General features: G+C 62.5%; 21 protein-coding genes, 7 tRNA genes, 1 pseudogene and 1 riboswitch. Of the genes and pseudogenes, 18 read left to right on the forward strand and 11 right to left on the reverse strand.

Annotated elements, in window-relative coordinates:
• Positions 1-9: 9 nt before the first annotated feature.
• From ribB to JOE62_RS11035, 9 genes are all read right to left on the reverse strand, one after another.
• Positions 10-1,257 carry a 3,4-dihydroxy-2-butanone-4-phosphate synthase gene (ribB, locus tag JOE62_RS10995; protein ID WP_204722380.1) on the reverse strand — a complete coding sequence of 416 codons (1,248 nt, stop codon included), beginning with the start codon at positions 1,255-1,257 and terminating at the stop codon, positions 10-12.
• The gene (locus JOE62_RS11000) at positions 1,257-1,880 is read right to left on the reverse strand and encodes a riboflavin synthase (RefSeq protein WP_204722381.1); all 624 of its coding nucleotides are present in this window, start codon (positions 1,878-1,880) and stop codon (positions 1,257-1,259) included. Before JOE62_RS11000 ends, ribB begins: the two co-directional genes overlap by 1 nt.
• Before the next feature lie 34 nt (positions 1,881-1,914).
• Positions 1,915-2,955, reverse strand: coding sequence for a bifunctional diaminohydroxyphosphoribosylaminopyrimidine deaminase/5-amino-6-(5-phosphoribosylamino)uracil reductase RibD (ribD, locus tag JOE62_RS11005; RefSeq protein ID WP_204722382.1), 1,041 nt, complete (start codon positions 2,953-2,955; stop codon positions 1,915-1,917).
• Between the two features lie 14 nt (positions 2,956-2,969).
• Positions 2,970-3,671 (reverse strand): nicotinamide riboside transporter PnuC, encoded by a 702-nt coding sequence (pnuC, locus tag JOE62_RS11010; protein WP_038991902.1) that lies wholly within the window; start codon positions 3,669-3,671, stop codon positions 2,970-2,972.
• A 115-nt stretch (positions 3,672-3,786) separates the two neighbouring features.
• Positions 3,787-3,924, reverse strand: a riboswitch (FMN riboswitch).
• A 41-nt stretch (positions 3,925-3,965) separates the two neighbouring features.
• Entirely contained in the window at positions 3,966-4,628 is a 663-nt protein-coding gene (gene rpe / locus JOE62_RS11015; protein ID WP_121866976.1) for a ribulose-phosphate 3-epimerase, read from the reverse strand.
• A gap of 28 nt (positions 4,629-4,656) precedes the next feature.
• Entirely contained in the window at positions 4,657-6,180 is a 1,524-nt protein-coding gene (locus tag JOE62_RS11020) for an RsmB/NOP family class I SAM-dependent RNA methyltransferase (RefSeq protein ID WP_204722383.1), read from the reverse strand.
• Entirely contained in the window at positions 6,177-7,109 is a 933-nt protein-coding gene (fmt, locus tag JOE62_RS11025; RefSeq protein ID WP_204722384.1) for a methionyl-tRNA formyltransferase, read from the reverse strand. Before fmt ends, JOE62_RS11020 begins: the two co-directional genes overlap by 4 nt.
• Positions 7,110-7,112: 3 nt before the next feature.
• Positions 7,113-7,676: a peptide deformylase gene (def, locus tag JOE62_RS11030; RefSeq protein WP_204722385.1), complete on the reverse strand. Its 564-nt coding sequence runs from the start codon at positions 7,674-7,676 to the stop codon at positions 7,113-7,115.
• A gap of 93 nt (positions 7,677-7,769) precedes the next feature.
• Positions 7,770-8,612: a PD-(D/E)XK nuclease family protein gene (locus JOE62_RS11035; RefSeq protein WP_239543342.1), complete on the reverse strand. Its 843-nt coding sequence runs from the start codon at positions 8,610-8,612 to the stop codon at positions 7,770-7,772.
• 192 nt (positions 8,613-8,804) lie between these two features.
• Here JOE62_RS11035 and JOE62_RS11040 point away from each other — a divergent pair.
• The 9 genes and pseudogenes from JOE62_RS11040 to JOE62_RS11080 form a co-directional block, all read left to right on the forward strand.
• Positions 8,805-8,877, forward strand: a tRNA-Gly gene (locus JOE62_RS11040).
• Between the two features lie 54 nt (positions 8,878-8,931).
• Positions 8,932-9,002: transfer RNA gene (locus tag JOE62_RS11045), tRNA-Cys, on the forward strand.
• 27 nt (positions 9,003-9,029) lie between these two features.
• A tRNA-Val gene (locus tag JOE62_RS11050) sits at positions 9,030-9,101 on the forward strand.
• 45 nt (positions 9,102-9,146) lie between these two features.
• Positions 9,147-9,219, forward strand: a tRNA-Gly gene (locus JOE62_RS11055).
• Positions 9,220-9,273: 54 nt separating this feature from the next.
• Positions 9,274-9,345, forward strand: a tRNA-Val gene (locus JOE62_RS11060).
• A gap of 45 nt (positions 9,346-9,390) precedes the next feature.
• A tRNA-Gly gene (locus tag JOE62_RS11065) sits at positions 9,391-9,466 on the forward strand.
• Positions 9,467-9,481: 15 nt separating this feature from the next.
• Positions 9,482-9,554, forward strand: a tRNA-Gly gene (locus JOE62_RS11070).
• Between the two features lie 242 nt (positions 9,555-9,796).
• Positions 9,797-10,006 carry an antitoxin gene (locus JOE62_RS11075; protein WP_038991825.1) on the forward strand — a complete coding sequence of 70 codons (210 nt, stop codon included), beginning with the start codon at positions 9,797-9,799 and terminating at the stop codon, positions 10,004-10,006.
• A gap of 226 nt (positions 10,007-10,232) precedes the next feature.
• A pseudogene (locus JOE62_RS11080) lies at positions 10,233-11,264 on the forward strand (benzoate/H(+) symporter BenE family transporter); the annotation flags it as partial.
• Between the two features lie 111 nt (positions 11,265-11,375).
• Here the strand turns inward: JOE62_RS11080 and zapE are convergent.
• The gene (gene zapE, locus JOE62_RS11085; protein ID WP_204722386.1) at positions 11,376-12,416 is read right to left on the reverse strand and encodes a cell division protein ZapE; all 1,041 of its coding nucleotides are present in this window, start codon (positions 12,414-12,416) and stop codon (positions 11,376-11,378) included.
• 214 nt (positions 12,417-12,630) lie between these two features.
• On the opposite strand from zapE, the gene JOE62_RS11090 reads away from it, so the two are divergent.
• The 3 genes from JOE62_RS11090 to ybaK are packed head-to-tail and all read left to right on the forward strand — an operon-like array spanning position 12,631 to position 14,541.
• Positions 12,631-13,545, forward strand: coding sequence for a sulfurtransferase (locus JOE62_RS11090; RefSeq protein WP_204722387.1), 915 nt, complete (start codon positions 12,631-12,633; stop codon positions 13,543-13,545).
• Positions 13,542-13,979: a SufE family protein gene (locus JOE62_RS11095; RefSeq protein WP_204722388.1), complete on the forward strand. Its 438-nt coding sequence runs from the start codon at positions 13,542-13,544 to the stop codon at positions 13,977-13,979. Before JOE62_RS11090 ends, JOE62_RS11095 begins: the two co-directional genes overlap by 4 nt.
• A gap of 58 nt (positions 13,980-14,037) precedes the next feature.
• On the forward strand, positions 14,038-14,541 hold the full coding sequence (ybaK, locus tag JOE62_RS11100) for a Cys-tRNA(Pro) deacylase (protein ID WP_204722389.1): 504 nt from the start codon (positions 14,038-14,040) through the stop codon (positions 14,539-14,541).
• Positions 14,542-14,632: 91 nt separating this feature from the next.
• Here the strand turns inward: ybaK and JOE62_RS11105 are convergent, their stop codons facing one another.
• A complete protein-coding gene (locus JOE62_RS11105; RefSeq protein ID WP_204722390.1) occupies positions 14,633-15,856 on the reverse strand; it encodes an alpha/beta hydrolase family protein in 1,224 nt (407 codons plus the stop codon).
• Positions 15,857-15,918: 62 nt separating this feature from the next.
• Between JOE62_RS11105 and msrB the strand changes: the two genes are divergently transcribed.
• The 6 genes from msrB to JOE62_RS11135 all read left to right on the forward strand — a co-directional run bounded on the left by msrB (position 15,919) and on the right by JOE62_RS11135 (position 21,766).
• Positions 15,919-16,362: a peptide-methionine (R)-S-oxide reductase MsrB gene (msrB, locus tag JOE62_RS11110; RefSeq protein WP_204722391.1), complete on the forward strand. Its 444-nt coding sequence runs from the start codon at positions 15,919-15,921 to the stop codon at positions 16,360-16,362.
• A 149-nt stretch (positions 16,363-16,511) separates the two neighbouring features.
• Complete coding sequence (locus JOE62_RS11115; RefSeq protein WP_204722392.1) at positions 16,512-17,897, forward strand: DUF6421 family protein; 1,386 nt, start codon at positions 16,512-16,514, stop codon at positions 17,895-17,897.
• A gap of 22 nt (positions 17,898-17,919) precedes the next feature.
• A complete protein-coding gene (locus JOE62_RS11120; protein ID WP_338085781.1) occupies positions 17,920-18,624 on the forward strand; it encodes an SDR family NAD(P)-dependent oxidoreductase in 705 nt (234 codons plus the stop codon).
• Positions 18,625-18,707: 83 nt separating this feature from the next.
• The gene (locus JOE62_RS11125) at positions 18,708-19,769 is read left to right on the forward strand and encodes a threonine aldolase family protein (RefSeq protein ID WP_204722393.1); all 1,062 of its coding nucleotides are present in this window, start codon (positions 18,708-18,710) and stop codon (positions 19,767-19,769) included.
• A gap of 61 nt (positions 19,770-19,830) precedes the next feature.
• The gene (locus JOE62_RS11130; protein WP_204722394.1) at positions 19,831-20,469 is read left to right on the forward strand and encodes a DUF3000 domain-containing protein; all 639 of its coding nucleotides are present in this window, start codon (positions 19,831-19,833) and stop codon (positions 20,467-20,469) included.
• Between the two features lie 46 nt (positions 20,470-20,515).
• On the forward strand, positions 20,516-21,766 hold the full coding sequence (locus JOE62_RS11135; RefSeq protein WP_204722395.1) for an HRDC domain-containing protein: 1,251 nt from the start codon (positions 20,516-20,518) through the stop codon (positions 21,764-21,766).
• Positions 21,767-21,840: the final 74 nt, after the last annotated feature.

Raw genomic sequence — 21,840 nt, forward strand, 5'->3', positions numbered from 1 at the left:
TCGTCGTTTTCAGGCGCCGTGGTAGGCGTCGGGCTGCTGGCCATCGTCGGTATCGGGCAGGTCCAGATGGTGGCCGAAGCGGGTCTGCTTGGTGCGCAGGTAGGCGGAGTTCTGCTCGCGCGGCGCGATCTGCAGGCCGACCAGCTCGGCCACCTTGATTCCCGCGCCGTTCAGTTGTTGCTGCTTGTCAGGGTTGTTGCTCAGCAAGCGGATCTCGTCCAGGCCCATGGCCTTGAGGATCGCGGCGACGGCGAAGTACTCGCGTGCGTCGGCCGGGAAGCCCAAATGCAGGTTGGCGTCCAGGGTGTCCATGCCGTCTTCCTGCAACGCGTAGGCGCGCAGCTTGTTGGCCAGCCCGATGCCACGGCCTTCATGCCCGCGGATGTAGATGACGTGGCCGCCTTCGCGGGCGATGGCTTCCAACGAGGCATGCAACTGTTCGCCGCAGTCGCAACGGTAGGAGCCGAAGATGTCCCCGGTGAGGCACTCCGAATGGATGCGCACCAGGTTGCCCGGCTCGGCGCCGTTGGGACCTTCATGGCTGAGCACGATGTGCTCGTGGTTCTCTGCGGTGGCTGCTCTGGCGGTGAATTCCCCGAACGCAGTAGGCAGCTTGATCGGGTCGGTCAGCTCGATCTCGTCGTTGACCCGGCGCCAGCGGGCCAGGTCGTCGATGGAGATCAACGGCAGGCCGTGTTCAGCGGCGAAGACCCGCAGGTCATCAAGGCGCATCATTTCGCCGTCGTCCTTGGTGATCTCGCCGATCACGCCCACCGGTTCCAGCCCGGCGGCCTGGCACAGGTCAACTGCCGCTTCGGTGTGGCCCCGGCGTTCAAGCACTCCCCCAGCGGCGGCGCGCAGCGGGAAGATGTGGCCCGGGCGGGAGAGCTGGGCCGGCTGGGTAGCCGGGTCGGCCAGCAGGCGGCTGGTCAATGCACGATCGGCAGCTGAAATGCCTGTGGTGATGCCTTCGGCGGCATCGCAGGTGACGGTGAAAGCGGTTCCCTTGGCGTCCTGGTTGATGCCGACCATGGGTGCCAGGCGCAGCGCGTCGGCACGTTGGGCGCTGAGCGGCACGCAGATCACGCCCGAAGTGTAGCGGATGGTGAAGGCCATCAGCTCGGCCGTGGCGTGCTGGGCGGCGAAGATGATGTCGCCTTCGTTCTCGCGGTCCTCGTCGTCGACAACGACAACTGCACGACCCGCGGCAAGGGCCGCCAGCGCGGTTGGGATGGAATCAAGCGTTGACGTAGCCATTACTGCTGGCCTCCGAATTCGTTCAGGCGTGCCACGTACTTGGCGAGCACGTCGACCTCGATATTGATCTTGTCGCCGACTTGTCGGGTGCCCATGGTGGTTTCGGCAAAGGTGATCGGGATGATGCCGACCTCGACCCAGTGGTTGCCTGCACCGGCTGCCGGGGAGACCGCGGTGATGGTCAGCGAGATGCCGTCCAGCGCAATGGAGCCCTTTTCAGCGGTCAGCGGCGCGTACGCGTCGTCGATGCCGATGCGGAAGGTGGTCCACTGGCCGTGGTCCTCGCGGGCCAGCACCGTGCCGACGGTATCCACATGGCCCTGCACCACGTGTCCGTCGAGCCTGCCGCCGGCCGGGGTGCAGCGTTCCAGGTTGACCTTGTCGCCGGTCTTCAAGGCGCCGATCGTGGTGCGGCGCAGGGTTTCGCCCATGACGTCGACGCTGAGCTTTTCTCCTTCCATCTCGGTGGCGGTCAGGCAGACCCCGTTGACGGCCAGTGAGCCGCCCAGACCCAGGTTGTCGGTGTGGCCCGGGGCGCGCAGGGTCAATACTGCCAGGTCCTTGCCGGTGAAGGTCTCGATGCCTTCGATGATGCCTTGGCCGGTGACAATTCCGGTGAACATGTTTACTCCTTGAAAATTTTGGGATTGCCGGCGATCAGTCGCGGGGCAGCGGTTCCAGATGCAGGGCAATGTCGTCGCTCAGCCTGGTCAAAGACTCGTTGCTGGCCGAATCCAGCCGGAAGCGCCGCGCATCGGCAAGGGTGGTCGTGTTCGGCATGTTGACCGATGAGCTGCCTGCGCCGATCAGCAGCGGCGCCTGGTAGCAGTAGATCTCGTCGGCCAGATCGGCCGCGATGAAGGCCGAGGCGACTGTGGCGCCGCCTTCAACAAGCAGATGGGCCAGGCCTAGCTCATTGGCCCGGGCGATAACCTCGTGCACGTCGTGGCTGCGGACCTGCGCCCAGTCATCACCCTGGGCGAGCGCCAGATCAGCCGGCAGATCCCGCTCGCCCATGACCAGCCGGAAGGGCTGGCGCTCATGCAACTGGCCATCGGGGGTTCGGGCGGTCAACCGCGGGTTGTCGATGATCGCGGTGCTGGTGCCGACGAGGATGCCATCGACTCGCGAGCGCAGGGCGTGCGCGTGATTGCGCGACGCCGTGGACGTGATCCACTGGCTCGTGCCGTCCGGTGCATTGATCCGGCCGTCGAGCGACTGCGCGATCTTGACTGTGATGAACGGCCGGCCCTCCTCCTTGGCGATGAACCAGCGGTGGTTCAGCTGCTTCGCGGCGGAGGAATCAGCCAGCTGGGTGGCCTGGGTTCCGTGGCTGCGCAGGTAGTCGGCGCCTCCGCTGGCGGCGGTGTTGTCGGGGACAGCGTAGTACACGTGGCCAATGCCGGCTTCCACGATGGCCTGGGCGCAGGGACCGGTTCGGCCGGTGTGGTTGCATGGTTCGAGGGTTACTACCATCGTCAGCTCGCGGGCCTTGGCCGCAGGCATCTTGCCCAGTCGGCGCAGTGCGTCGATCTCGGCGTGCGGGTGCCCGGCACCGATATGGAAACCAGTGGCAATGATATTTCCTTCTGCATCCAAAACGCAGGCGCCAACCAGCGGGTTGGCTCCGCGGTGGCCGCGACCGGCGGTTTCCAGCGCAGTGCGCAATGCCGCGTCGAGCTGCTGAGTCGTGATCATGGTGCTATCCCCTTTCAGCGTTTGCGCGAAATAGTCGGATCGAGCATTTCGGTTTCGATTTGGGGTTTGGCACCGCGCTTGGAATTGGCCCAGACGAAGAAGCCGACCAGGGTGAATGCGCCGTAGAACAGGTACATGAAGGCGCTGGCGTAGTATCCGGCGGAGAACAGCAGGGGCACGCCCACTGCGTCCACGGCAACCCAGATCAGCCAGAATTCCACCCAGCCCTTGGCCATGCCGTAGGTCGCGAGCAACGAGCCTACGAAGGTCCAGGCATCCGCCCAGACCGGCTCATAGGATCCGAGCATGCGGAAGATAGGGGTCAGTGCGACGGTGCCGAGGATCAGCACGGCAATCAGGCCCAGTCGGGTCTTGCCAGACGCCCATTGCGGGGTCACCGCGCTGCCGGTGCCGTCCTTAGCCTGCTTCCAGCGGTACCAGCCGAAGACTGACACGGCAATGAACATGATTTGGCGGCCTGCTTGGCCCCAGAGATTGGCTGTGTAGCCGGTATCGAAAATGCTGCCCAGGAAGACTGTCAGCAGCAGGAGGTTGCCGACTATGCCAATGGGCCAGGCCCAGACTTTGCGGCGCATGCCGCCCACGGCGCTGGCCAGGCCGAAGATATTGCCTACGACTTCGCGCACCAGCAGTGCCGACGAGCCGATCGCAATTTGTGAGTTGAAAGCTTCAATGAGCCACCGCAGGAAATCCATCATTCCACCCTTCTCGAAGCGGCGGCTCCGGGGGTGTGCATTTGATGGGCCTGTGGCTCTGCTTTAGAAGATAGCCCCTGTGCGGGCTACCGTCAGTACCAAAAGGCATATCAAATTCGTGCTTCTCCCATCCAGACTTTAACTGTCGGTACTGGAATTCCACCAGTTCAACCGTTCCCTCAGCTTGTGGCTTTGGTTGCGGGTCGCGGACTATGACCGCCGGTTCGGACTTTCACCGACCCCGGAGCACGTATTCGTGTTTACTGAAAACATTCTGGCACACTTCGCGGGGTCTTAGTGACCACCCAGCGCGAGATTGCGTAATACGTCGATTTCCACCGATGGCTCTTCTGCCGAGTACACCGCGGAACCGGCAACGAAGACATCCGCTCCGGCTTCGGCGGCACGCAAGATCGTGTCGCGCGAAATGCCGCCGTCGACCTGCAGGGCAATGGGCTTGCCGCTGCCGTCAATGGCTGCGCGGGCGCGCTTGATCTTCGGAAGGACCAGATCCAGGAACTTCTGTCCGCCGAAACCTGGTTCCACGGTCATCAGCAGAACCATGTCCAGCTCGCCGAGCATATCCAGATAGGGTTCGATCGGCGTTGCCGGGCGCAGGGCCATGGAGGCTTTGGCGCCGGCCGACCTCAGTTCGCGGGCCAAGCGGATCGGGGCTGCCGAGGCCTCGGCATGGAAAGTTACCGAGTCCACGCCGAGCTGCGCGTATTCCGGCGCCCAGCGATCCGCGTTCTCGATCATCAGGTGCACGTCAATGGGCAGCTTGCTGACCTTGTGCAACGCATCAACCACCGGCAATCCGAGGGTCAGGTTGGGCACGAAATGGTTGTCCATTACATCCACGTGAACCGCGTCGGCGGTGTGGATGCGTTCCAGCTCGCTGGCAAGGTTCGCGAAATCTGCGGACAAGATCGACGGGTTGATCCGCGCGTTAGGCATGGATGCTCCTTGGAATACTCGGGCTTGGCTAGGCTTTTTTGGTCAGGATTGCCATGAACATGGCATCGGTGCCGTGCACATGGGGCCACAATTGCACGGTGCTGCCCTCGGCCAGCGCGTGTCCTGCCGGTGGGGCGTCCTGATGCATCACCGCGGAAACGGCAGCGCTGGTATCCAGCAGAGCAGCATTTTCGTGGCGCTTCAAGAAGTCTTCCACCACGAGGCGGGTTTCCGCCTGATGCGGCGAACAGGTGACGAAACCGATGACTCCTCCGACCCGCACGGCGTTGAAGGCCGCGTCGAGCAGCTCGCCTTGCAATTTGGTCAGCTCGGGTATCTCCCGCGGCGCCTTGCGCCAGCGTGATTCCGGGCGGCGGCGCAGTGCACCCAGGCCGGAGCATGGCGCGTCGACCATGATGCGGTCGTAGTCCCCCGCATAATCCTCGTCGCCAAAGATGCGTCCGTCTTCGCCGGTGACCATCCAGTAGTCATGCGGCACAGCATCCAAGGAGTTCTCGACCAGCCGGGCACGGTGCGGGGTCGGCTCATTGGCGGTCAGGCGGGCGTCGCGCTGCACGGCGATCGCCGCGAGCAGTGCCGCCTTGCCGCCTGGACCTGCGCACATATCCAGCCAGTAGCGGTCTTCGCCTGCTTCGGGCAATTCGATAGCAGCCAGGGCGCGGGCCATGACCTGGCTGCCGGCGTCCTGGACGCGCACGGTGCCTTCCTTGACACCAGGCACACGCGAGACGTCGCCATGCTTGTAGGTGGCAGAATCCGCGAGCAGGGTGCCTGGCTCTGCGCCGGATTCCAGCGCTCCGGACAGATCGCCCAGGCCGGGCAAGGCTACGAGGTTCACCACCGGGGCCAGGTTGTCCGCGTCCAGCAGGGCTTCAAGTTCACTCGCGTCGCGGCCATGGGCAATCAGTGCGCCACGCAGGGCGCGGACAATCCAGTCCGGGTGCGAGTGCTCAATGGCCAGTCGCTCGGAATCCGATGCGGCGGCGTTGCCCAGCTGTTCGGTCCATGCAGCGGCTTCCTGGACGGACACGCGGCGCAGCACCGCGTTGATCAGGCCAGATGGGCCGGCACCAATTTGCGCACGGGCCAGCGACACGGTTTCATCCAACGCTGCGTGCTTGGGCACGCGCATGGCCAGCAGCTGATGGGCGCCCAGACGCAGCGCATCGAGGATCGCCGGATCCAGCTCGGCCAGCGGGCGGTCGACCAAGGTGGCCAGGATCGCGTCGTAGAAGCCCTGGCCACGCAGGGCCCCGTAGGCCAGTTCGGTGGCGAAGCCCGCGTCGCGGCGGTCGAGCTGGTATTCGCGGATCATCTTCGGCAGCACCAGGTTGGCGTAGGCATCCGCACTGGATACTTCGCGCAGGGTCTTGAAAGCTACCAGGCGTGCCGGATCGGCCGCGCGCTTGCGCTGCCCGGGTGCGGCGGCTGAATACTTGCGCGGGCCGGACTGGCCGCGGTTGCGGGTACGTCCCTGCTCGTTGCGGCGTACGTTATCGCGGTGTCCACCGCGAGGTTCCTGCCCGCTCATGCGAAGCTCACTTCCGTTCCCTGGGTGAGCACTCCTCGTGCCCAGTCGCTGGCGTTCATCATTTTCTTGCCCGGAGGCTGGATTTCGGTGGGTTGCAGGGCCCAGGTGGCGGTGCCAATGTACACCTGTGGCTGCTTGCCCGGTTCGATGCGCACTTCGCCCGGTGCAAGGTCGGTGATCTCACGGTGCTCACGCAGCGGGCCGAACTTGAAACGCTTGTCCTCGACCTTGACCCAGGCACCAGGGGCAGGAGTGGTTCCGTGGGCGCGCCGGCGGATTTCAGTGGCGGTCCGGGTGAAATCCAGTTCCGCATCCACGTCGGTAATCTTCGGTGCGTAGGTGTGCGATCCGGACTGCGGAACAGCGATCGCCTGGCCTGAAGCCAATGCCTGCAGGGTCTGCACCAGCAGCGTCGACCCGGAACGGCTGAGCCGTTCGAGCATGATGCCTGCGGTGTCCAGCTCACCGATGCTCTCGGTGACTTGCCCGAAGACTGGTCCGGTATCAAGGCCGGTTTCCAGCTGGAAGGTGACTGCGCCGGTGATGTCGTCGCCGTTGATAATGGAATGCTGCACCGGAGCTGCGCCCCGCCAGTCCGGCAACAGCGAGAAGTGCAGGTTGATCCAACCATGGGTTGGGACGGCCAAGGCCGCTTCTGGCACTAGTCCCCCGTAGGCGACGATGGCCGCGGCTTCAAGGTCCAACGCCGCAAGTTCAGCCGTAGTTTCTTCGGTGATCTTGGCGGCCTTGATGATCGGCAGGCCAAGTTCCTCGGCTCGGGCAGCTACCGGCGAGGGAGTCAATACGCGTTTGCGACCCAACGGAGCATCAGGACGGGTGAGCACTGCGGCAATTTCAAAGCCGGCTTCGTGCAGGTAGTCCAGGGAAGTGACAGCGACCTGGGGCGTGCCGGCGAACAAAATACGCATGAGCTAGAACCCCAATCCTGCGCCAAAGCTGGAGCCGAGGGCCCCTGAACGTTTTTTCACTGTGGCGCTGGCGGTCTGCGAGTAGTTGTTGGCCCGCAAGGTGCGCCACGCCGCTTTCTTTTCTTCTGGTTCCAGGCGATCCAGGAACAGGATGCCGTCCAGGTGGTCTGTTTCGTGCTGGAAGCAGCGGGCTAGCATGTCGGAACCTTCGATTTCCATCGGATTGCCGAACTTGTCGAAGCCAGTCGCCTTGACGTGGCGCCGCCGGCGCACCGGCGCTGCAATGCCCGGGATGGACAGGCAGCCTTCTATCTGGTCGTCCTGGTAATCGTCGCTGAGCTCCAGCACCGGATTCACGATATGTCCGCGTTCTTCGCCAATTTGGTAGGTGAAGACGCGCAGGGACACGCCAACCTGAGGTGCGGCGAGTCCTGCACCTGTGACGTTTTCCATCGTCTGGTCCATGTCTTCGACGAGCTTCTGGAGCTCCGGGCCAAAGTCGGTCACCTCCTGCGCTGGGGTGCGTAGAACGGGGTCTCCGATGATCCGAATTCCCAAAATCGCCATAATCCGCTGGTACCTTCCCTGCCGTGGATATTGGTATTAGGTTTCGCAATGCCGAAAGCTAACCGTTCCAGTCTACGCGGTGAAGGGAGGGCTTTACTGAGCTGGCGGCGTGATTTCGACCAGTGAGGCACGCGACTGGGCAATCTTGAATGCAGCTTCCCAGTTCCTCCGCAAGGCATAGAACTTTGACCAGTAGTCGGGCAACGCCGGCGGCGGTGCCATGAAAGTCCGCGAGCCGGTCTCGCCCAGGGCCACCGCGAGCAGCATCGTGCCGGTTCCGTATCCCCACTCTTTCCATGCGCCCCGCTCGGCATCCACCACTTGCTCCTCCGCCTTGCAAGCGGCCGCCAGCTGCATGATGACCTTGTCATCGGGGCGCTTGACGAAGCCGTCCCGATCGGTGTTTTTGGTCTTGTAGTCCACGAGGCAGGTTCGGCCGCCGATCTTTGCGACCAGGTCAATGGTGCCCGCGTAGCCGACGCTGTGATTCCATACCGTCACCTCTGCGGCAATGGGTTGGACATTGTAGTCATCCCACCATTGGTCAAAGTGGCGCGCGAACCCCAACTCGTTGTTCGCTTCGAGCGCGGCTTGGGCTGCTTCCAAATCATGTTCCAGATCCAGCGCCCGCAGTGCTCGCTGCTCAGCGTAGTTATGCACCCGATCGCCACGGGCCGCCGCGGAGTCCCGATAGGCCTCGGCAGCACTGGCTGCATCTCGCACCAGGGCACGCAATTGGCGAGGGTCCCCCACTGCGTGCACCAGGCGGTGATCGTCCGAGAGTGCCTTGGCCGCCATGTACCCGGCCCAACCGGAAAGGTCCAGCTTGTCCATGGAGATGACTGTGGTGATGGATGGGACAATCGCTTCGCCGCCGACCTGTCGGCAGTACATGCGGCCGAGATCTGTTTGAATAGCCAGTTTTGGTGACGTCATGCACACGATCATGGCACGCGTTCGGCATGCTTCGCTCCTAGTCGTACCGGAAAAATGAATTTTCCGCGTAGTTCCGCGGATTTTCGGGCGTGTGAACCAGATCTCATCGTTTCGATTTGTGGGGATTCGAAAACTCGTATAGAGTTTTTACTCGTTGGAGCGAACGGAAACGTTCAGTAAACAACAAATTTTGCGGACATAGCTCAGCTGGTAGAGCGCAACCTTGCCAAGGTTGAGGTCGCGAGTTCGAACCTCGTTGTCCGCTCGCAAAAAGATTCACCGACTAGGTAAAACTAGTCATTCTGACTTCGGTCAGTATGGTGGGGTGGCCGAGAGGCGAGGCAGCGGCCTGCAAAGCCGTATACGCGGGTTCGAATCCCGTCCCCACCTCGCAATGAAGATTGCTTGATCTTTTTAGCGCGATTGGCGCAGCGGTAGCGCGCTTCCCTGACACGGAAGAGGTCACTGGTTCGATCCCAGTATCGCGCACGGACTCATGGTTCACCTGACCATGGATCTAATAATTGAATATATGCGGTCATAGCTCAGCTGGTAGAGCGCAACCTTGCCAAGGTTGAGGTCGCGAGTTCGAACCTCGTTGACCGCTCTGTGAATCCAAATTCTGAATTTGGATTCTGTCGAGATTCCTTGTGGATCTTCGGCGCGATTGGCGCAGCGGTAGCGCGCTTCCCTGACACGGAAGAGGTCACTGGTTCGATCCCAGTATCGCGCACGGACTCATGGTTCACCAGACCATGGATCTAATAATTGAATATATGCGGTCATAGCTCAGCTGGTAGAGCGCAACCTTGCCAAGGTTGAGGTCGCGAGTTCGAACCTCGTTGACCGCTCCAAATAATTGAATACATGCGGTCATAGCTCAGCTGGTAGAGCGCAACCTTGCCAAGGTTGAGGTCGCGAGTTCGAACCTCGTTGACCGCTCATGATAAAGATGGGAATCACTCTTCGTGGTTCCCATCTTTGCTTTAACCATCCTCTTTCCGGCCTCCACCAGCAGCCCGGCTCTTGAACAATAAACCTGTGGACTGTTTGACAGACACCAGCAAGATATCTAGATAGTTTGGAAAATTTTCATTTTATGCTTCCAAGCGATGACATGAGCATCTAAGGTGGTTAATAGTTGTGGAGCTAAAGGGGTTCCCACAGACGAATGGAGGTGCAGCATGGCAGGATTTGATGATCTGCGTGGCAAGGCAGAGGAATTCGCTAAAGAGAACCCAGAGCAGGTATCCCAAGGTATCGAGCAGGCTGGCGATTTTATCGATGATAAGACCGGCGGCAAGTTCGCAGAGCAGGTAGATGGCGTCCAGGACGGCGCTAACGACTACCTGAACGGCCTTGGTGGAGGCGAAGGCGAGAACAACGAGGGCTAATCCCCTCGCAGTACTCCCCTCGGCTTGCCCGAGCATCCATGGAAGGTACCGACTGAGGTCGGTACCTTCTTTGCATTAACCTTCGCTCTAGTGTCACATCGTGGAATTAATACACTCTGGTTTACGACCGGCCGGTGCCACCCTGTAGAAAAAGCGTATGATTCGTCAAACTCCCGCGCCCGGAGATGCCGTTTCCCAATCCGTCCTTGCAGGATTGATCACCACGATGGTGGGGTTCGTTGCATCCTTCGCAGTCGTCCTGGCCGGATTGTTCCCGGTCGGCGCCTCGCGCGAACAGGCTGCGTCGGCCTTGCTCGTCCTATCCCTCACCGTAGGATTGAGCACCATTGGGCTGTCCCTGCGCCATCGCCTGCCGATCAGCATCGCCTGATCCACTCCCGGAGCAGCCATGCTCGCCGCGCTGGCGCCTGGGGAGTTCGGGTTCAACCAGGCGGTGGGGGCATTCATCGTCGGAGGAATACTGATCATGTCGGCCGGGTTGGTGCCGTCATTGCACCGGCTGCTCACCCGGATTCCGGTGCCGATTGCCCAAGGCATGCTCGCGGGTGTCTTGATCCCGCTGTGCCTTAAGCCTTTTAATGCAGTGGCCAGCATCCCGTTGCCCGCGCTGGGAATTCTGCTGGTGTTCTTCATCGGGCTTCGGATTCTTCCAAAATTTGCCGTTGCCCTGAGCATGTTGGCCGCAGTGGGTTTCGGCCTCTGGCACATTAGCCGCACCGCGGCGTGGGATGCGATCGAGGTGCTGCCGCAGCTGCAGTGGGTCAGCCCCGAATTCTCTTGGCAAGCGATTGCCAGCATCAGCGTTCCGCTGTTCGTGGTGACCATGGCGTCGCAGAACATCCCGGGAGTGGCTGTACTCAGTTCCTTCTGATATACCGCACCATGGCGATCCACCATGCTGGTGACCGGCGTGGGCTCTGCAGGCGGTGCGTTCTTCGGCGGACATGCAATTAACCTGGCGGCCATCACCGCGGCCTTGGCTGCCGGGGAGCAAGCCGGCGCTGATCCCCGGCTGCGTTGGCGGGCCGCGGCGAGTTCAGGCGTGTTCTACCTGGTCTTCGGGGCCTTGAGCGCGCTGATCGTCTCGGTGGCCAGTGCCTCGCCCGAGGGGCTGTTCCAGGCGGCGGCCGGCTTGGCTTTGCTGGCCACGCTCGCCAATGCCCTGCTCGGGGCGATGGCTGATAGCGCGTGGCGGCTGAGTGCCCTGGCCACGGTGCTGGTCGCTGCCGGAAATCTCACGCTTTTCGGGATCGGCGGTGCCTTCTGGGCCTTGGTGGCAGGGCTTTTAACGCACTTCATCGTCGAGCGCAACGCTCGACGACGAAGTGGCAGAAACAGGTTTTCCAGCCTAGATGGCTGGTTCGCCGACCTGGCCCTCGCGGGCCAAAGCAGTCAGGCGGGACACGGCACGGAAGTATTTCTTCTGGTAGCCTCCGGACATCATTTCCGGGGTGAACAGCTCGCTGAACGGCTTGCCCGAGGCCACGATCGGCACGTCCTTGTCATACAGGCGGTCGGCAAGAACCACGAAGCGCAGGGCAATGGCCTGGTCGGTGATGGTGTCCACGTTGTGCAGGACCAGCACATCGGTTTCGGCCACCAGCTGGCGGTAGCGCGACGGGTGCACCTTCGAGAGGTGGGCCACCAGATCATCGAAGTTGTCAACGGCCAGGGTCTTTTCCGGGTAGCGGTCCTGGGCGAAGGCCTCGATGTCCGCATCTTCCAGAGGCTCGGGGGCATCGGGCAGGCCGCGGTGGCGGAAGTCCTCGCCTTCGACGCGGTGCACGTCGAACTGCTCGGACAGGGTCTTGATCTCGCGCTGGAAGTCCACTGCCGCAAAGCGCCCCTCGCCCAGTGCGCCAGGCAGGGTGTTGGAGGTGGCGGCCAGCTTCACGCCGGCATCGGACAGCTCGCGCATCAGGCGGGACATCAGCACGGTGTCGCCGGGATCGTCCAGCTCGAACTCATCGATGCATACCAGCGAGTACTGGCTGAGCACTTCAACAGTCTGGCGGAAGGACAGCGCGCCGACGAGGTTGGTGTACTCGACGAAGGTGCCGAAGGCCTTGCGGCCTGGAGCCGCATGCCACAGCGAAGCGAGCAGGTGGGTCTTGCCCACGCCGAAGCCGCCATCGAGGTAGATGCCGTTCTTGGTTTCCTTCTTCTTGCCGAACAGCTTCGAAAGGAACGAGCCGGAGTTGCTCTTGCCCACCGATTCGGCGAAGGCCTTCAGCTTGGTGACCGCTTCGGCCTGCGACGGCTGGTTGGGATCCGGGCGATAGGTATTGAAGGATACTTCACCAAAGCGGTAGGACGGGTGGAAACCGGCCAGCAGTTCTTCGATTGAAAGATTCGGCTTGGTCTCGCTCAGGTGGGTGATCGTCGCCATTGGCTGTGGGAGTCCTTCAGTTGATTGCTCAGGAAATGGTTAGGAAGCCGTGGCTTGCCCATCGGCCAGTTTACCTTGAACGCGGCGATTCATTGCCGAAAATGTCGTAGCCCACACTGTGTTCGCCACAGATGGGGACTAGGCTAGAAGCAATGCCCGTTGCCCGCTGTGTCCAGCGCGGCAAAAACTGACACCGCAAGGATCGTGATTAGGAATGCCGTTGCCCGTCGAGTCCAACGAGAAGTATGCAGCCTACGCTCACCCTGAGCGCCTGGTTTCCACCCAATGGGTGGCTGACAACCTCGGAGCCGAGAATCTCGTAGTACTGGAATCGGATGAAGACATCTTGCTGTATTCCACCGGCCACGTGCCAGGTGCGCTGAAGATCGACTGGCACACCGAGCTGAACGACGAGGTCACCCGCGACTACGTCGACGGCGAGGGATTCGCGAAGCTGATGGCCGCCAAGGGCATCGCCCGCGATTCGACCGTGGTCATCTACGGCGACAAGTCGAACTGGTGGGCAGCCTACGCGCTGTGGGTATTCACCCTGTTCGGCCACGAAGACGTGCGCCTGATGGATGGCGGCCGCGACAAGTGGATCGCCGAAGGCCGCGAGCTGAGCACCGAGAAGCCTGCCGTCACCGCGACCGAATACCCGGTGATCGAGCGCGTCGACTCGGAAATCCGTGCCTTCCTCCCGGAGGTCCTGAACCACCTGGGCAACCCGCTGATCGACGTGCGTTCGCCTGAGGAATACACCGGCGAACGCACCCACATGCCGAATTACCCGGAAGAGGGCGCCCTGCGCGGCGGGCATATCCCCACCGCCGCATCGGTGCCCTGGGCCAAGGCGGCGGCCGAGGACGGCACCTTCCGCTCGCGCGAGGAATTGGAGGTCATCTATCTTGATGGCGCTGGCCTGAAGCCGGGCGACGACGTCGTGGCCTACTGCCGCATCGGCGAACGCTCCAGCCACACCTGGTTCGTGCTCAAGCACCTGCTGGGCTTCGAAACCGTGCGCAACTACGACGGCTCCTGGACCGAGTGGGGCAACGCGGTAGGCGTTCCGATCGTCCGCGGCGAAGCTGCCGGCGAGGTGCCTGCACAGCGTGGAGCCCGCGCATGAGCCTGCCCGAGGCATTGAACGAAATCGTCGAGGAATTCTCCGAGGTTCCCGAGGCTGACCGCTTGGAGCTGCTGCTGGAGTATTCACGCGAGCTGCCCGAGCTGCCGGCACGCCTGGCCGACCATCCCGAGCTTTTCGAGCAGGTCGTCGAGTGCCAGTCCCCGCTGTTCCTCGTCGTGGAGGTCTCGGCCGACGCCCATAACCCGGTAGGCCTGTTCTTCTCCGCTCCACCGGAAGCTCCCACCACCCGCGGTTTCGCCTCGGTGCTGGCCGCGGGCCTGGATGGCGCCAAAGCAGCGGAGATTCTCGCGGTCCCCGATGACATGCCCCAGCAGCTGGGTCTGACCCGTGCGCTGTCGCCGTTGCGCATGCGCGGCATGACGGCCATGCTCGGCCGCATCAAGCGCCAGATTTCAGAGCAGCTGGCCGCCTAGGGCCGAATCCCAAGCGCAGCGCAGAACGAATTAGCAGCAGAGAAGGATCCCCAGGCACGTGGGCAAGAAGAAGCAGGCCGCGTCCACCCCGGCGACCGCCGCGCTGGATGCAGCAGGTATCGGCTATGTGGCGCACAGCTACACGCATAGCGACTCAGCCGAAAGCTACGGCGCCGAGGCGGCCGAGCAATTGGGCGCCAGCGGCGACCGGGTCTTCAAGACCCTGATGGTCTCCACCGGAGCCAACGCCACCCAGGACCTGGCCGTGGCGGTGGTTCCCGTGGATTCGAAGCTGGATCTGAAGGCGATCGGCATCGCGTTGGGCAAGAAGAAAGCCCAGATGGCCGACAAGGCTGCCGCGCAGCGGCGCAGCGGCTATGTCCTAGGCGGGATTTCCCCGTTCGGGCAGCGCCAGAAATCCGATACCGTCATTGATTCCAGTGCCCAGCAGTTCGAGACGATCTTCATTTCCGGGGGTCGTCGCGGCTTCAGCCTGGAGATCGCTCCGCAGGATGCCGCGAAGGCGACCGGTGCCATTTGGGCGCCGATCGCCACCAGCTGATGTTGCGCTAGCCAAGCCAAGGGCCCTGCCTGCGAGCCGGCGATCAGTTGATCGTCCGTATCTCGCGGGCAGGGCCCTTTGCTATCTGCGGCTATAGGGTTTCCAGCAATGCCATGCGCTTGCCCAGGAAGCCAGTAATCGCCTGCGCGAAGCCCTGCGGATCCACATTCGGTTCGCGGGTGTGCCCGGCGTTGGAAAATGTCTTGAGCGTGACCAGGTCCGGTCGCAGCGCCGCCAGCTTCAGGCTCGGGCCGTTGGGCACGAATTCGTCATCGCGGCTGTGCATGATCAGCGTTGGCAGCTTCAATTCATCCGCACGCTCCACCCAATTCAGCCGGCGCAAATTGACTGGCGCCGCTTGTCCGGTCACCCAGCGTCCCGCCTTGTTGGACAGCAGCCACTGGCCGAACAGGCCCACGGATTGCGGGATCTTGTTGGCCCGAGCCTGATGCGATAGCACGTCGACCCAATTGATGACCGGGCCAACCAGAATGAGCGAATCGATATGGCGGGCGAGTTTGCTTCGGTCGGCGGTTTGCAGGCTGATGGCGCCGCCCATGGACCAGCCCATCAGGATGATCCGCTTCGCTCCGTTGTCCAGAGCGAATTGGATGCCCGCTTCCACGTCATGCCATTCGGTATCACCCAGGCCATAGCGTCCATCTGGCGCGCCGGGAGCCAAGCCGTCATTGCGGTAGCTCATCAGCAACGTGGTGACCCCGAGTTCGCCCAAGGCAGGCAGCGCACGGATGGTCTCATTGCGCCGGGCACCGCGGCCGTGCACGCCAATTACCCAGATGTCCTCGTTGGCGGAGCCGCGCACCAGCCAGGCCGGCCCGTCTCCCCCTTCCAACGGCACCACGACATCTTCGGCATCGAAGCCCAGGTCGGAGGGATGCTCGTAGATGGCACCGGACAGGTTGCCGCGGCGCACCCCTTGGAGGGTGCCATGGTAGACCTTCTCGATCTTGCGCGCCACCAGCCGGGGTTTGCCCGGGACCGGTTCCGGCACGGAAAGCCGCAGAGCGCAGGAATCGAATTCGGTCAGGAAGCTGCAGGGCCCGGGTTCGCTGGTATCGGAATCCTTGGTGAAATGCAGCCAGAGCTTGCCCTCGGCATCGGTGACGACTTCACGGATGATGCTGTTGCCGGTGCGGCGTTCTTCCGGGGTCACTACGCGTCGGGCGAAGTATCCGGCGAGCGCTGAGACACTGGCGGCAACCAAGGAACCGGCACCCAGTCCCAGTCCAACCCCAATCAGGGTTGCCGGCACTGCGCTGCGGGGTTGCAAGGTATCTACGATGTTCCGAGCCATGTTTTCATCTTTCCATGAGCTGGCCCGGGAATCATCCAGCCTGCTCAAGCGTTTTACATTGCATGAGCGATGAATCGGTAAACCAATCAGCAACGTCACCAGATGATGCGGCCACGCGCACCGATGTGCAGTGGCAGCAGATCCTCTCTCCCGAGGAATTCCATGTATTGCGCCAAGCCGGGACAGAGCGCCCCTTCACCGGCGAGTACTGGGATACCACGACCGAGGGCGTGTATTCTTGCCGCGCCTGCGGTTCGGAACTGTTCGCCAGCACCACGAAGTTCGATGCCGGCTGCGGCTGGCCCTCCTTCTTCGCCCCCTTGGCCGAAGACCGGGTGCGCTACATCAGCGATGAATCCCTGGGCATGAAGCGTGTCGAGGTGCGCTGCGCCAATTGCGATTCGCATATGGGCCACGTTTTCGAGGGCGAAGGGTTCAAGACCCCGACTGATCTGCGTTACTGCATGAACTCCTTGAGCCTGACACTGCGCCCGGCCCAGGGCTAATGCCTTTGACGGTGGCAAGGCGTGGATCACATTTAGGGCAAGAGTTACTTATGCACTGAGGTCTTAGCATCACCTTTTCTGTTGTTTGAGCGTAGCGTTCAAGGTAAGCACTTGAACGCTGCCCCAAACATGAAAAGAAGGTGTATGAAATGACTCAGATTTCCTCCAAGCCAGTACCGGCCACCGACGCAGAAGTACTGCAGATCGCAAACTCGGAAGCTTGGCTGAAGCTGAAGTCTGCCGCCACCGAGTTCCAAGGCCTGCAGGCGCAGGACGGTTCCTTGGCGGATACCGCTTTCGCGCCGAAGGCCGCCGAACTGGTTGAGTCCATCATTGAGTCGGTGCGGTCCCTGCTCCCGCACTTCGAGCACGATGCCGAATACCTTGAGCAGCTGGTCGCGGATCTGCGCCAGTGGGCCGATGCCGGCTTCGGCGTGCCCGACTTCCTCGATTCGCTGATGCAGTTCCAGCCGCAGACCCAGCGTATCGACGGCCTGCTGCATCTGGTGCTCTTCCCGATGTACACGCAGAACGGCTCGACCAACCGCCACCTCGAAGCTGTACTGGTGCAGGTCATGTGGCCCGAGTTCATCGCCGACCTGGAAGCCAAGGACTACACCAACGCCCTGTTCGTGCCGCTGCGCTTCATCGACTTCACCGAGGGCTACAACACCAATTCCGCCGTGCTCTTCCCGGAGTCCGTAGCGATCCGCGAGACCCCTTCATTCACCTGGGGCGCAATCTTCCAGGATCGTGAAGCCGTGCGCTTCCGCAAGGTCCTGCAGGAAGCCAGCCGCATCACCAACCTCGAATTGCCTGAGGACGCAGCAGAGCTGCTCAAAGACCAGCACCTGACCGAAGAAACTTTCATCATGTGGGACCTGATCCACGACCGCACCCACATGCGTGGCGACCTGCCGTTCGATCCGTTCATGATCAAGCAGCGCATGCCCTTCTTCCTGTACTCGCTGGAGGAATTGCGCTGCGATTTGACCGCGTTCCGCGAATGCATGAAGATCGCCGCGAATCCGGACTCGGATGAGAAAAGCGCCAAAATGGCCAAGCTGGTGCAGTACGCGGTGATCTTCGACCGCATCTTCCGCTTCGCCATCACCGGCTCGCGCGTTCGCAACTACGACGGGCTCGGCGGCCAGCTGCTGTTCGCCTGGATGCACCAGCACCATGTGCTGCACTGGACCGATACCAAGCTGAGCATTGACTGGGATCAGGTGCCCGACGTGGTTGCAGCCTTGGGGGATGCGATCGACGAACTGTACTGGAAGTCCATCGACCGCCCGAAGCTGGCTCACTGGCTCGCCGCCTACGAACTGGTTTCGGCCACCGTCACCCCGAACCCCGCTTCGGTCTGGGCCAAGGGCCCGGACGCCCTGCCGCTGACCGCACCGTTGCGCGAAATCACCGACCAGGTCATGGACGACGAATTCCCGCTGTCGATGTTCTACGAAGCACTGAACAAGAAGATGGCCACCGTCATCGAATCGACCAAGGGAATGACCGGGGCAACGAAAATCTAGCCTTTCCTCTAGGCTGGAAAATGTGAGCAGAGAAAGCATCTCCTTGAACGAGACATCCAAACTAGTGCTCCTTGCCGGCGCTACTTCCGCCTCCGGCATTGCCAGCGCCACCGCGCTGGTTGATGCCGGAGCGCGGGTGCTTGCGGTAGGAAGCAACCAAGATCGGCTCGACGAGCGCCTGCCGTTCGCCCATGCCCGTTATGAATGCGATCTGGGTGACTTCGCCGCGGTCAAGCAATTGGCGCTGCAGATCCATCAAGAGCACGGCAGCATCGATGCGCTGATCCATCTGGTCGGCGGCTGGCGCGGCGGCAAATCCATCACCGGGCAAAGCGACGAGGACTGGGAGTTCCTGCACCACAGCGTGCTGACCACCCTGCGCAACACTTCCCGCGCGTTCGTCGATGATCTGGTCTCTTCCCCCGCAGGACGCTTGGCCATCGTGAGCGCCGAAGCGGTGCTGAACCCGACCCCGTCCAATGCCAACTACGGAGCCGTCAAGGCCGCCGCGGAGCATTGGGTCAATGCGATCGCCCGCCTATTCGCCAAGCAGGCCGAAAATGCCGCCGCAGTCAGTTGGGTCGTCAAGGCATTGAGCGACAAGTCCCCGGAGGAAGCTCCTTCCGGGCATACTCCGGTGCAATTCCTCGCCCGAGCCGCCGTGGACCTGCTGGAGCAGGATGCCGGCGAGCTCAACGGCGCCCGCATCGCCTTGCCCAAGGCCTGATGACTAGCCAAGGCACGCACCCGGGCGCTGTCCTGAGCCTCGCACACCACTTCACCCCTTGAACCACTAAGGACCACCACAGCATGACTTTTACCCACGACGCGTCGGTTCGCGGATTCGCTTCGGATAACTACTCGGGCGTGCACCCGCGGATCATGGACGCCATTGCCCGCGCCAATGGCGGCCACCAGATTTCCTACGGCGAAGACCAGTACACCGAGGAACTGGGCAACGTCGCCCGCAATGCTTTTGGCCCCGAAGCCCAGATCTTCCCGGTGTTCAACGGCACCGGTGCCAACGTCATCGCACTGCAATCGCTGCTGCCGCGCTGGGGCGCGGTCATTTGCGCGTCGTCGGCGCATATCAATGTGGACGAGAACGGTGCGCCCGAGCGCATCGGCGGCTTCAAGCTGCTGCAGGTGGACACCCCGGACGGCAAGCTCACCCCGGAACTGATCGACCAAGAAGCATGGGGCTGGGGCGACGAGCACCGCGCGCAGCCGCTGGCCGTATCGATCACCCAGGCCACCGAGCTGGGCACGCTGTACACGCCTGAGGAGATCAAGGCCATCACCGACCATGCGCACAAGCTGGGCATGAAGGTGCATCTGGACGGCTCGCGCCTCTCCAACGCCGCGGCATCCCTGGGCGTCGAGCTGCGCGCGCTGACCACCAATGCCGGCGTGGACATCGTCTCCCTCGGCGGCACCAAGAACGGCATCCTGCTCGGCGAGGGAATCTTGACCCTGCGCAGCGAGCTGGCCCAGGACCTGAAGTACCTGCGCAAGATGAACATGCAGCTGGGTTCAAAAATGCGTTTCATCTCCGCCCAGCTGATCGAGCTCTACGGCACCGGCCTGTGGCGCGAACTGGCAAGCCACTCCAATGCCATGGCCGCCAAGCTCTCGCAGGCGGTCGAGGAAATCGATGGTGTCCAGCTGGTCTACCCCACCCAGGCCAACGGCGTTTTCGCCCAGCTGCCAACCGAAGTCAGCGATCAGCTGCGCGAGCACTTCCGCTTCTACGACTGGGACCGCGCGGCCGGGCAGGTGCGCTGGATGTGCTCTTTCGACACCACCGAGGACGATGTTGCCGCGTTCATCGCCAAGCTGCGCGAGCTGATGGGAGCCTACGCCGCGGCATAGCATGCAGCCCCGGTCGGCGCGCCGTACCCATGCTCGGGTACGGCGCGCTTAGACTCAAATTGTGACCAATGATCGCCCTGCTTCCGCCATTCCGAAGGCCTTTGCCAAGGCCCTTGACGAGTTGTCGCATGCCAAGGTGCGCAAGGAACTGAAATTCACTGAAATCCCGGCCCCCGGCAGGCTGGCCCCCTTCGCGCTGGCGCTCAGCGGCGATGTGATGGATGTCGTTGCCCCCGGACACGGGCCCCAAGGGCGGGAAATCGGACGCACTCCGTTCCTTCAACCGGCCGAGCAGCTGGCCACCGGTCGCTTCATTCTCCTTTTCGACCCGGCGGGCCAAGAACTGTGGAATGGCCAGTTCCGCATCGTCACCTATATCCGCGCCCGGCTGGATCATGAAATGGGCCAGGATTCCATGCTGGCCTCAGTCGCGTGGTCGTGGCTCGAAGAAGCCCTGCGCGAGCGTGATGCCGCCTACCATTCAGCTGGGGGCACCGCGACCCGGGTGATTTCCGAGTCCTTCGGCAATCTTGCCGGGGAACAAGACCACATCGATATCGAGCTGCGCGCTTCATGGTCGCCTGACTCGGATCATCTCGGCGCGCACCTGAGCGCATGGGCCGATATGGTCTGCACTTTTGCCGGACTGCCACCCTTGCCCGAAGGCGTGCAGCAGCTGCCCCACCGCCGCCTGAGCTAGCAATTATCCATGCGGTGGAGCTGATTAGTCCTAGAATGGAAGCACCATGCCGAATTCTGAATCTTCCGCTCCCGCATCACCCGCTCCCGCCACGGAGGCTGCCGCGCCGGTTCTGACACCGCTGACCGCACCGCGCGACGGGATCCCCGAAGTCATCGACACTGCACCGGCGTTGCGCCGTGCAGTACGTGCCCTGGAAGCGGGCACCGGCGACTTGGCGGTGGATACCGAAAGGGCCAGCGGATTCCGCTACGGCCAGCGCGCCTTCCTGCTGCAAATCCGCCGAGAAGGCTCGGGCACGTGGCTGATCGATCCGGAGACCTTGGATGACCTGACCCCGCTGCGCGAGTTCGTCAACCAGCAGCCCTGGATCCTGCATGCGGCCACCCAGGATCTGCCCTGCCTGCATGAATTGGGCATGTCGCCCACCTCGCTGTTCGACACCGAGATGGCTGGCCGCCTCGCAGGATTCCCCCGCGTCTCCCTGGGCACCATGGTCGGCGAATTGCTGCGGCTGCAATTGGCCAAGGAGCATTCGGCCGTGGACTGGTCCACCCGCCCGCTACCCGAATCGTGGCTGAATTACGCCGCACTGGATGTGGAAGTCCTCGAAGAGCTGCGCCACGCCATCACCAAGGTGCTCGAAGAGCAGGGCAAGCTGGAGTTCGCCCGCCAGGAATTCGAGCACGAACGCACGTTGCCCGATCCCGTCCCGGCAGAAACGCCGTGGCGGAAATTATCCGGCATCCACAAGCTCAAGAGCCGGCGCAACCTAGCTGTAGCCCGCGAGCTGTGGCTTTCGCGCGAATCCCTGGCCCAGAGCCGCGACGTGGCCCCGGGGCGGTTGATTCCCGACCGCGCCATCATGGCAGCCGTGGAGCAGCGCGCCACCAGCGTTCCCGCGCTACTGAAGATCCCGGGGTTCCACACGCGCAATGCCAAGCGCGATGCCGCGCGCTGGGTCGACGCAATCCAGCGCGGTAACAGCACCAGGGACCTGCCCGATCTGCGGGCGCCCAAGACGGGCCTGCCGCACCCCCGCTCGTGGGCAGAGAAGAACCCTGAAGCCGCGAATCGCTTGGAAGCTGCCAAGCAGGTAGTCAATGAGGTGAGCGAGCAGTGGAACATTCCCGGCGAGAATCTGCTGACTCCCAAGTACCTGCGCGAAGTGTGCTGGAATGCACCGGTGCGGATCAGCGAGGCAAGCGTGGCGGACAAGCTGGAAGGCCTCGGCGCCCGCCCATGGCAGCGTGCGCTGCTTTCGGACAAGCTGGCCACGGCACTGAAGCAGGCCTGAGCGGATCCGCAGAGTAATTCGCCGAAGGTTCACCGATTCGCGGGGATCGGCAACTTGCACTTCAAGTTACTCCT

The sequence above is a fragment of the Glutamicibacter nicotianae genome, assembly GCF_016907615.1.
GTDB classification, from domain to species: domain Bacteria; phylum Actinomycetota; class Actinomycetes; order Actinomycetales; family Micrococcaceae; genus Glutamicibacter; species Glutamicibacter nicotianae.

What these genes read in the sequence shown, in the direction of transcription:
- ribB (WP_204722380.1), bottom strand. Translation starts at nt 1,257, where the DNA reads ATGGCTACGTCAACGCTTGATTCCATCCCAACCGCGCTGGCGGCCCTT.
- JOE62_RS11000 (WP_204722381.1), bottom strand. Translation starts at nt 1,880, where the DNA reads ATGTTCACCGGAATTGTCACCGGCCAAGGCATCATCGAAGGCATCGAG.
- ribD (WP_204722382.1), bottom strand. Translation starts at nt 2,955, where the DNA reads ATGATCACGACTCAGCAGCTCGACGCGGCATTGCGCACTGCGCTGGAA.
- pnuC (WP_038991902.1), bottom strand. Translation starts at nt 3,671, where the DNA reads ATGGATTTCCTGCGGTGGCTCATTGAAGCTTTCAACTCACAAATTGCG.
- rpe (WP_121866976.1), bottom strand. Translation starts at nt 4,628, where the DNA reads ATGCCTAACGCGCGGATCAACCCGTCGATCTTGTCCGCAGATTTCGCG.
- JOE62_RS11020 (WP_204722383.1), bottom strand. Translation starts at nt 6,180, where the DNA reads ATGAGCGGGCAGGAACCTCGCGGTGGACACCGCGATAACGTACGCCGC.
- fmt (WP_204722384.1), bottom strand. Translation starts at nt 7,109, where the DNA reads ATGCGTATTTTGTTCGCCGGCACGCCCCAGGTCGCTGTCACTTCCCTG.
- def (WP_204722385.1), bottom strand. Translation starts at nt 7,676, where the DNA reads ATGGCGATTTTGGGAATTCGGATCATCGGAGACCCCGTTCTACGCACC.
- JOE62_RS11035 (WP_239543342.1), bottom strand. Translation starts at nt 8,612, where the DNA reads ATGACGTCACCAAAACTGGCTATTCAAACAGATCTCGGCCGCATGTAC.
- JOE62_RS11075 (WP_038991825.1), top strand. Translation starts at nt 9,797, where the DNA reads ATGGCAGGATTTGATGATCTGCGTGGCAAGGCAGAGGAATTCGCTAAA.
- zapE (WP_204722386.1), bottom strand. Translation starts at nt 12,416, where the DNA reads ATGGCGACGATCACCCACCTGAGCGAGACCAAGCCGAATCTTTCAATC.
- JOE62_RS11090 (WP_204722387.1), top strand. Translation starts at nt 12,631, where the DNA reads ATGCCGTTGCCCGTCGAGTCCAACGAGAAGTATGCAGCCTACGCTCAC.
- JOE62_RS11095 (WP_204722388.1), top strand. Translation starts at nt 13,542, where the DNA reads ATGAGCCTGCCCGAGGCATTGAACGAAATCGTCGAGGAATTCTCCGAG.
- JOE62_RS11105 (WP_204722390.1), bottom strand. Translation starts at nt 15,856, where the DNA reads ATGGCTCGGAACATCGTAGATACCTTGCAACCCCGCAGCGCAGTGCCG.
- msrB (WP_204722391.1), top strand. Translation starts at nt 15,919, where the DNA reads ATGAGCGATGAATCGGTAAACCAATCAGCAACGTCACCAGATGATGCG.
- JOE62_RS11115 (WP_204722392.1), top strand. Translation starts at nt 16,512, where the DNA reads ATGACTCAGATTTCCTCCAAGCCAGTACCGGCCACCGACGCAGAAGTA.
- JOE62_RS11125 (WP_204722393.1), top strand. Translation starts at nt 18,708, where the DNA reads ATGACTTTTACCCACGACGCGTCGGTTCGCGGATTCGCTTCGGATAAC.
- JOE62_RS11135 (WP_204722395.1), top strand. Translation starts at nt 20,516, where the DNA reads ATGCCGAATTCTGAATCTTCCGCTCCCGCATCACCCGCTCCCGCCACG.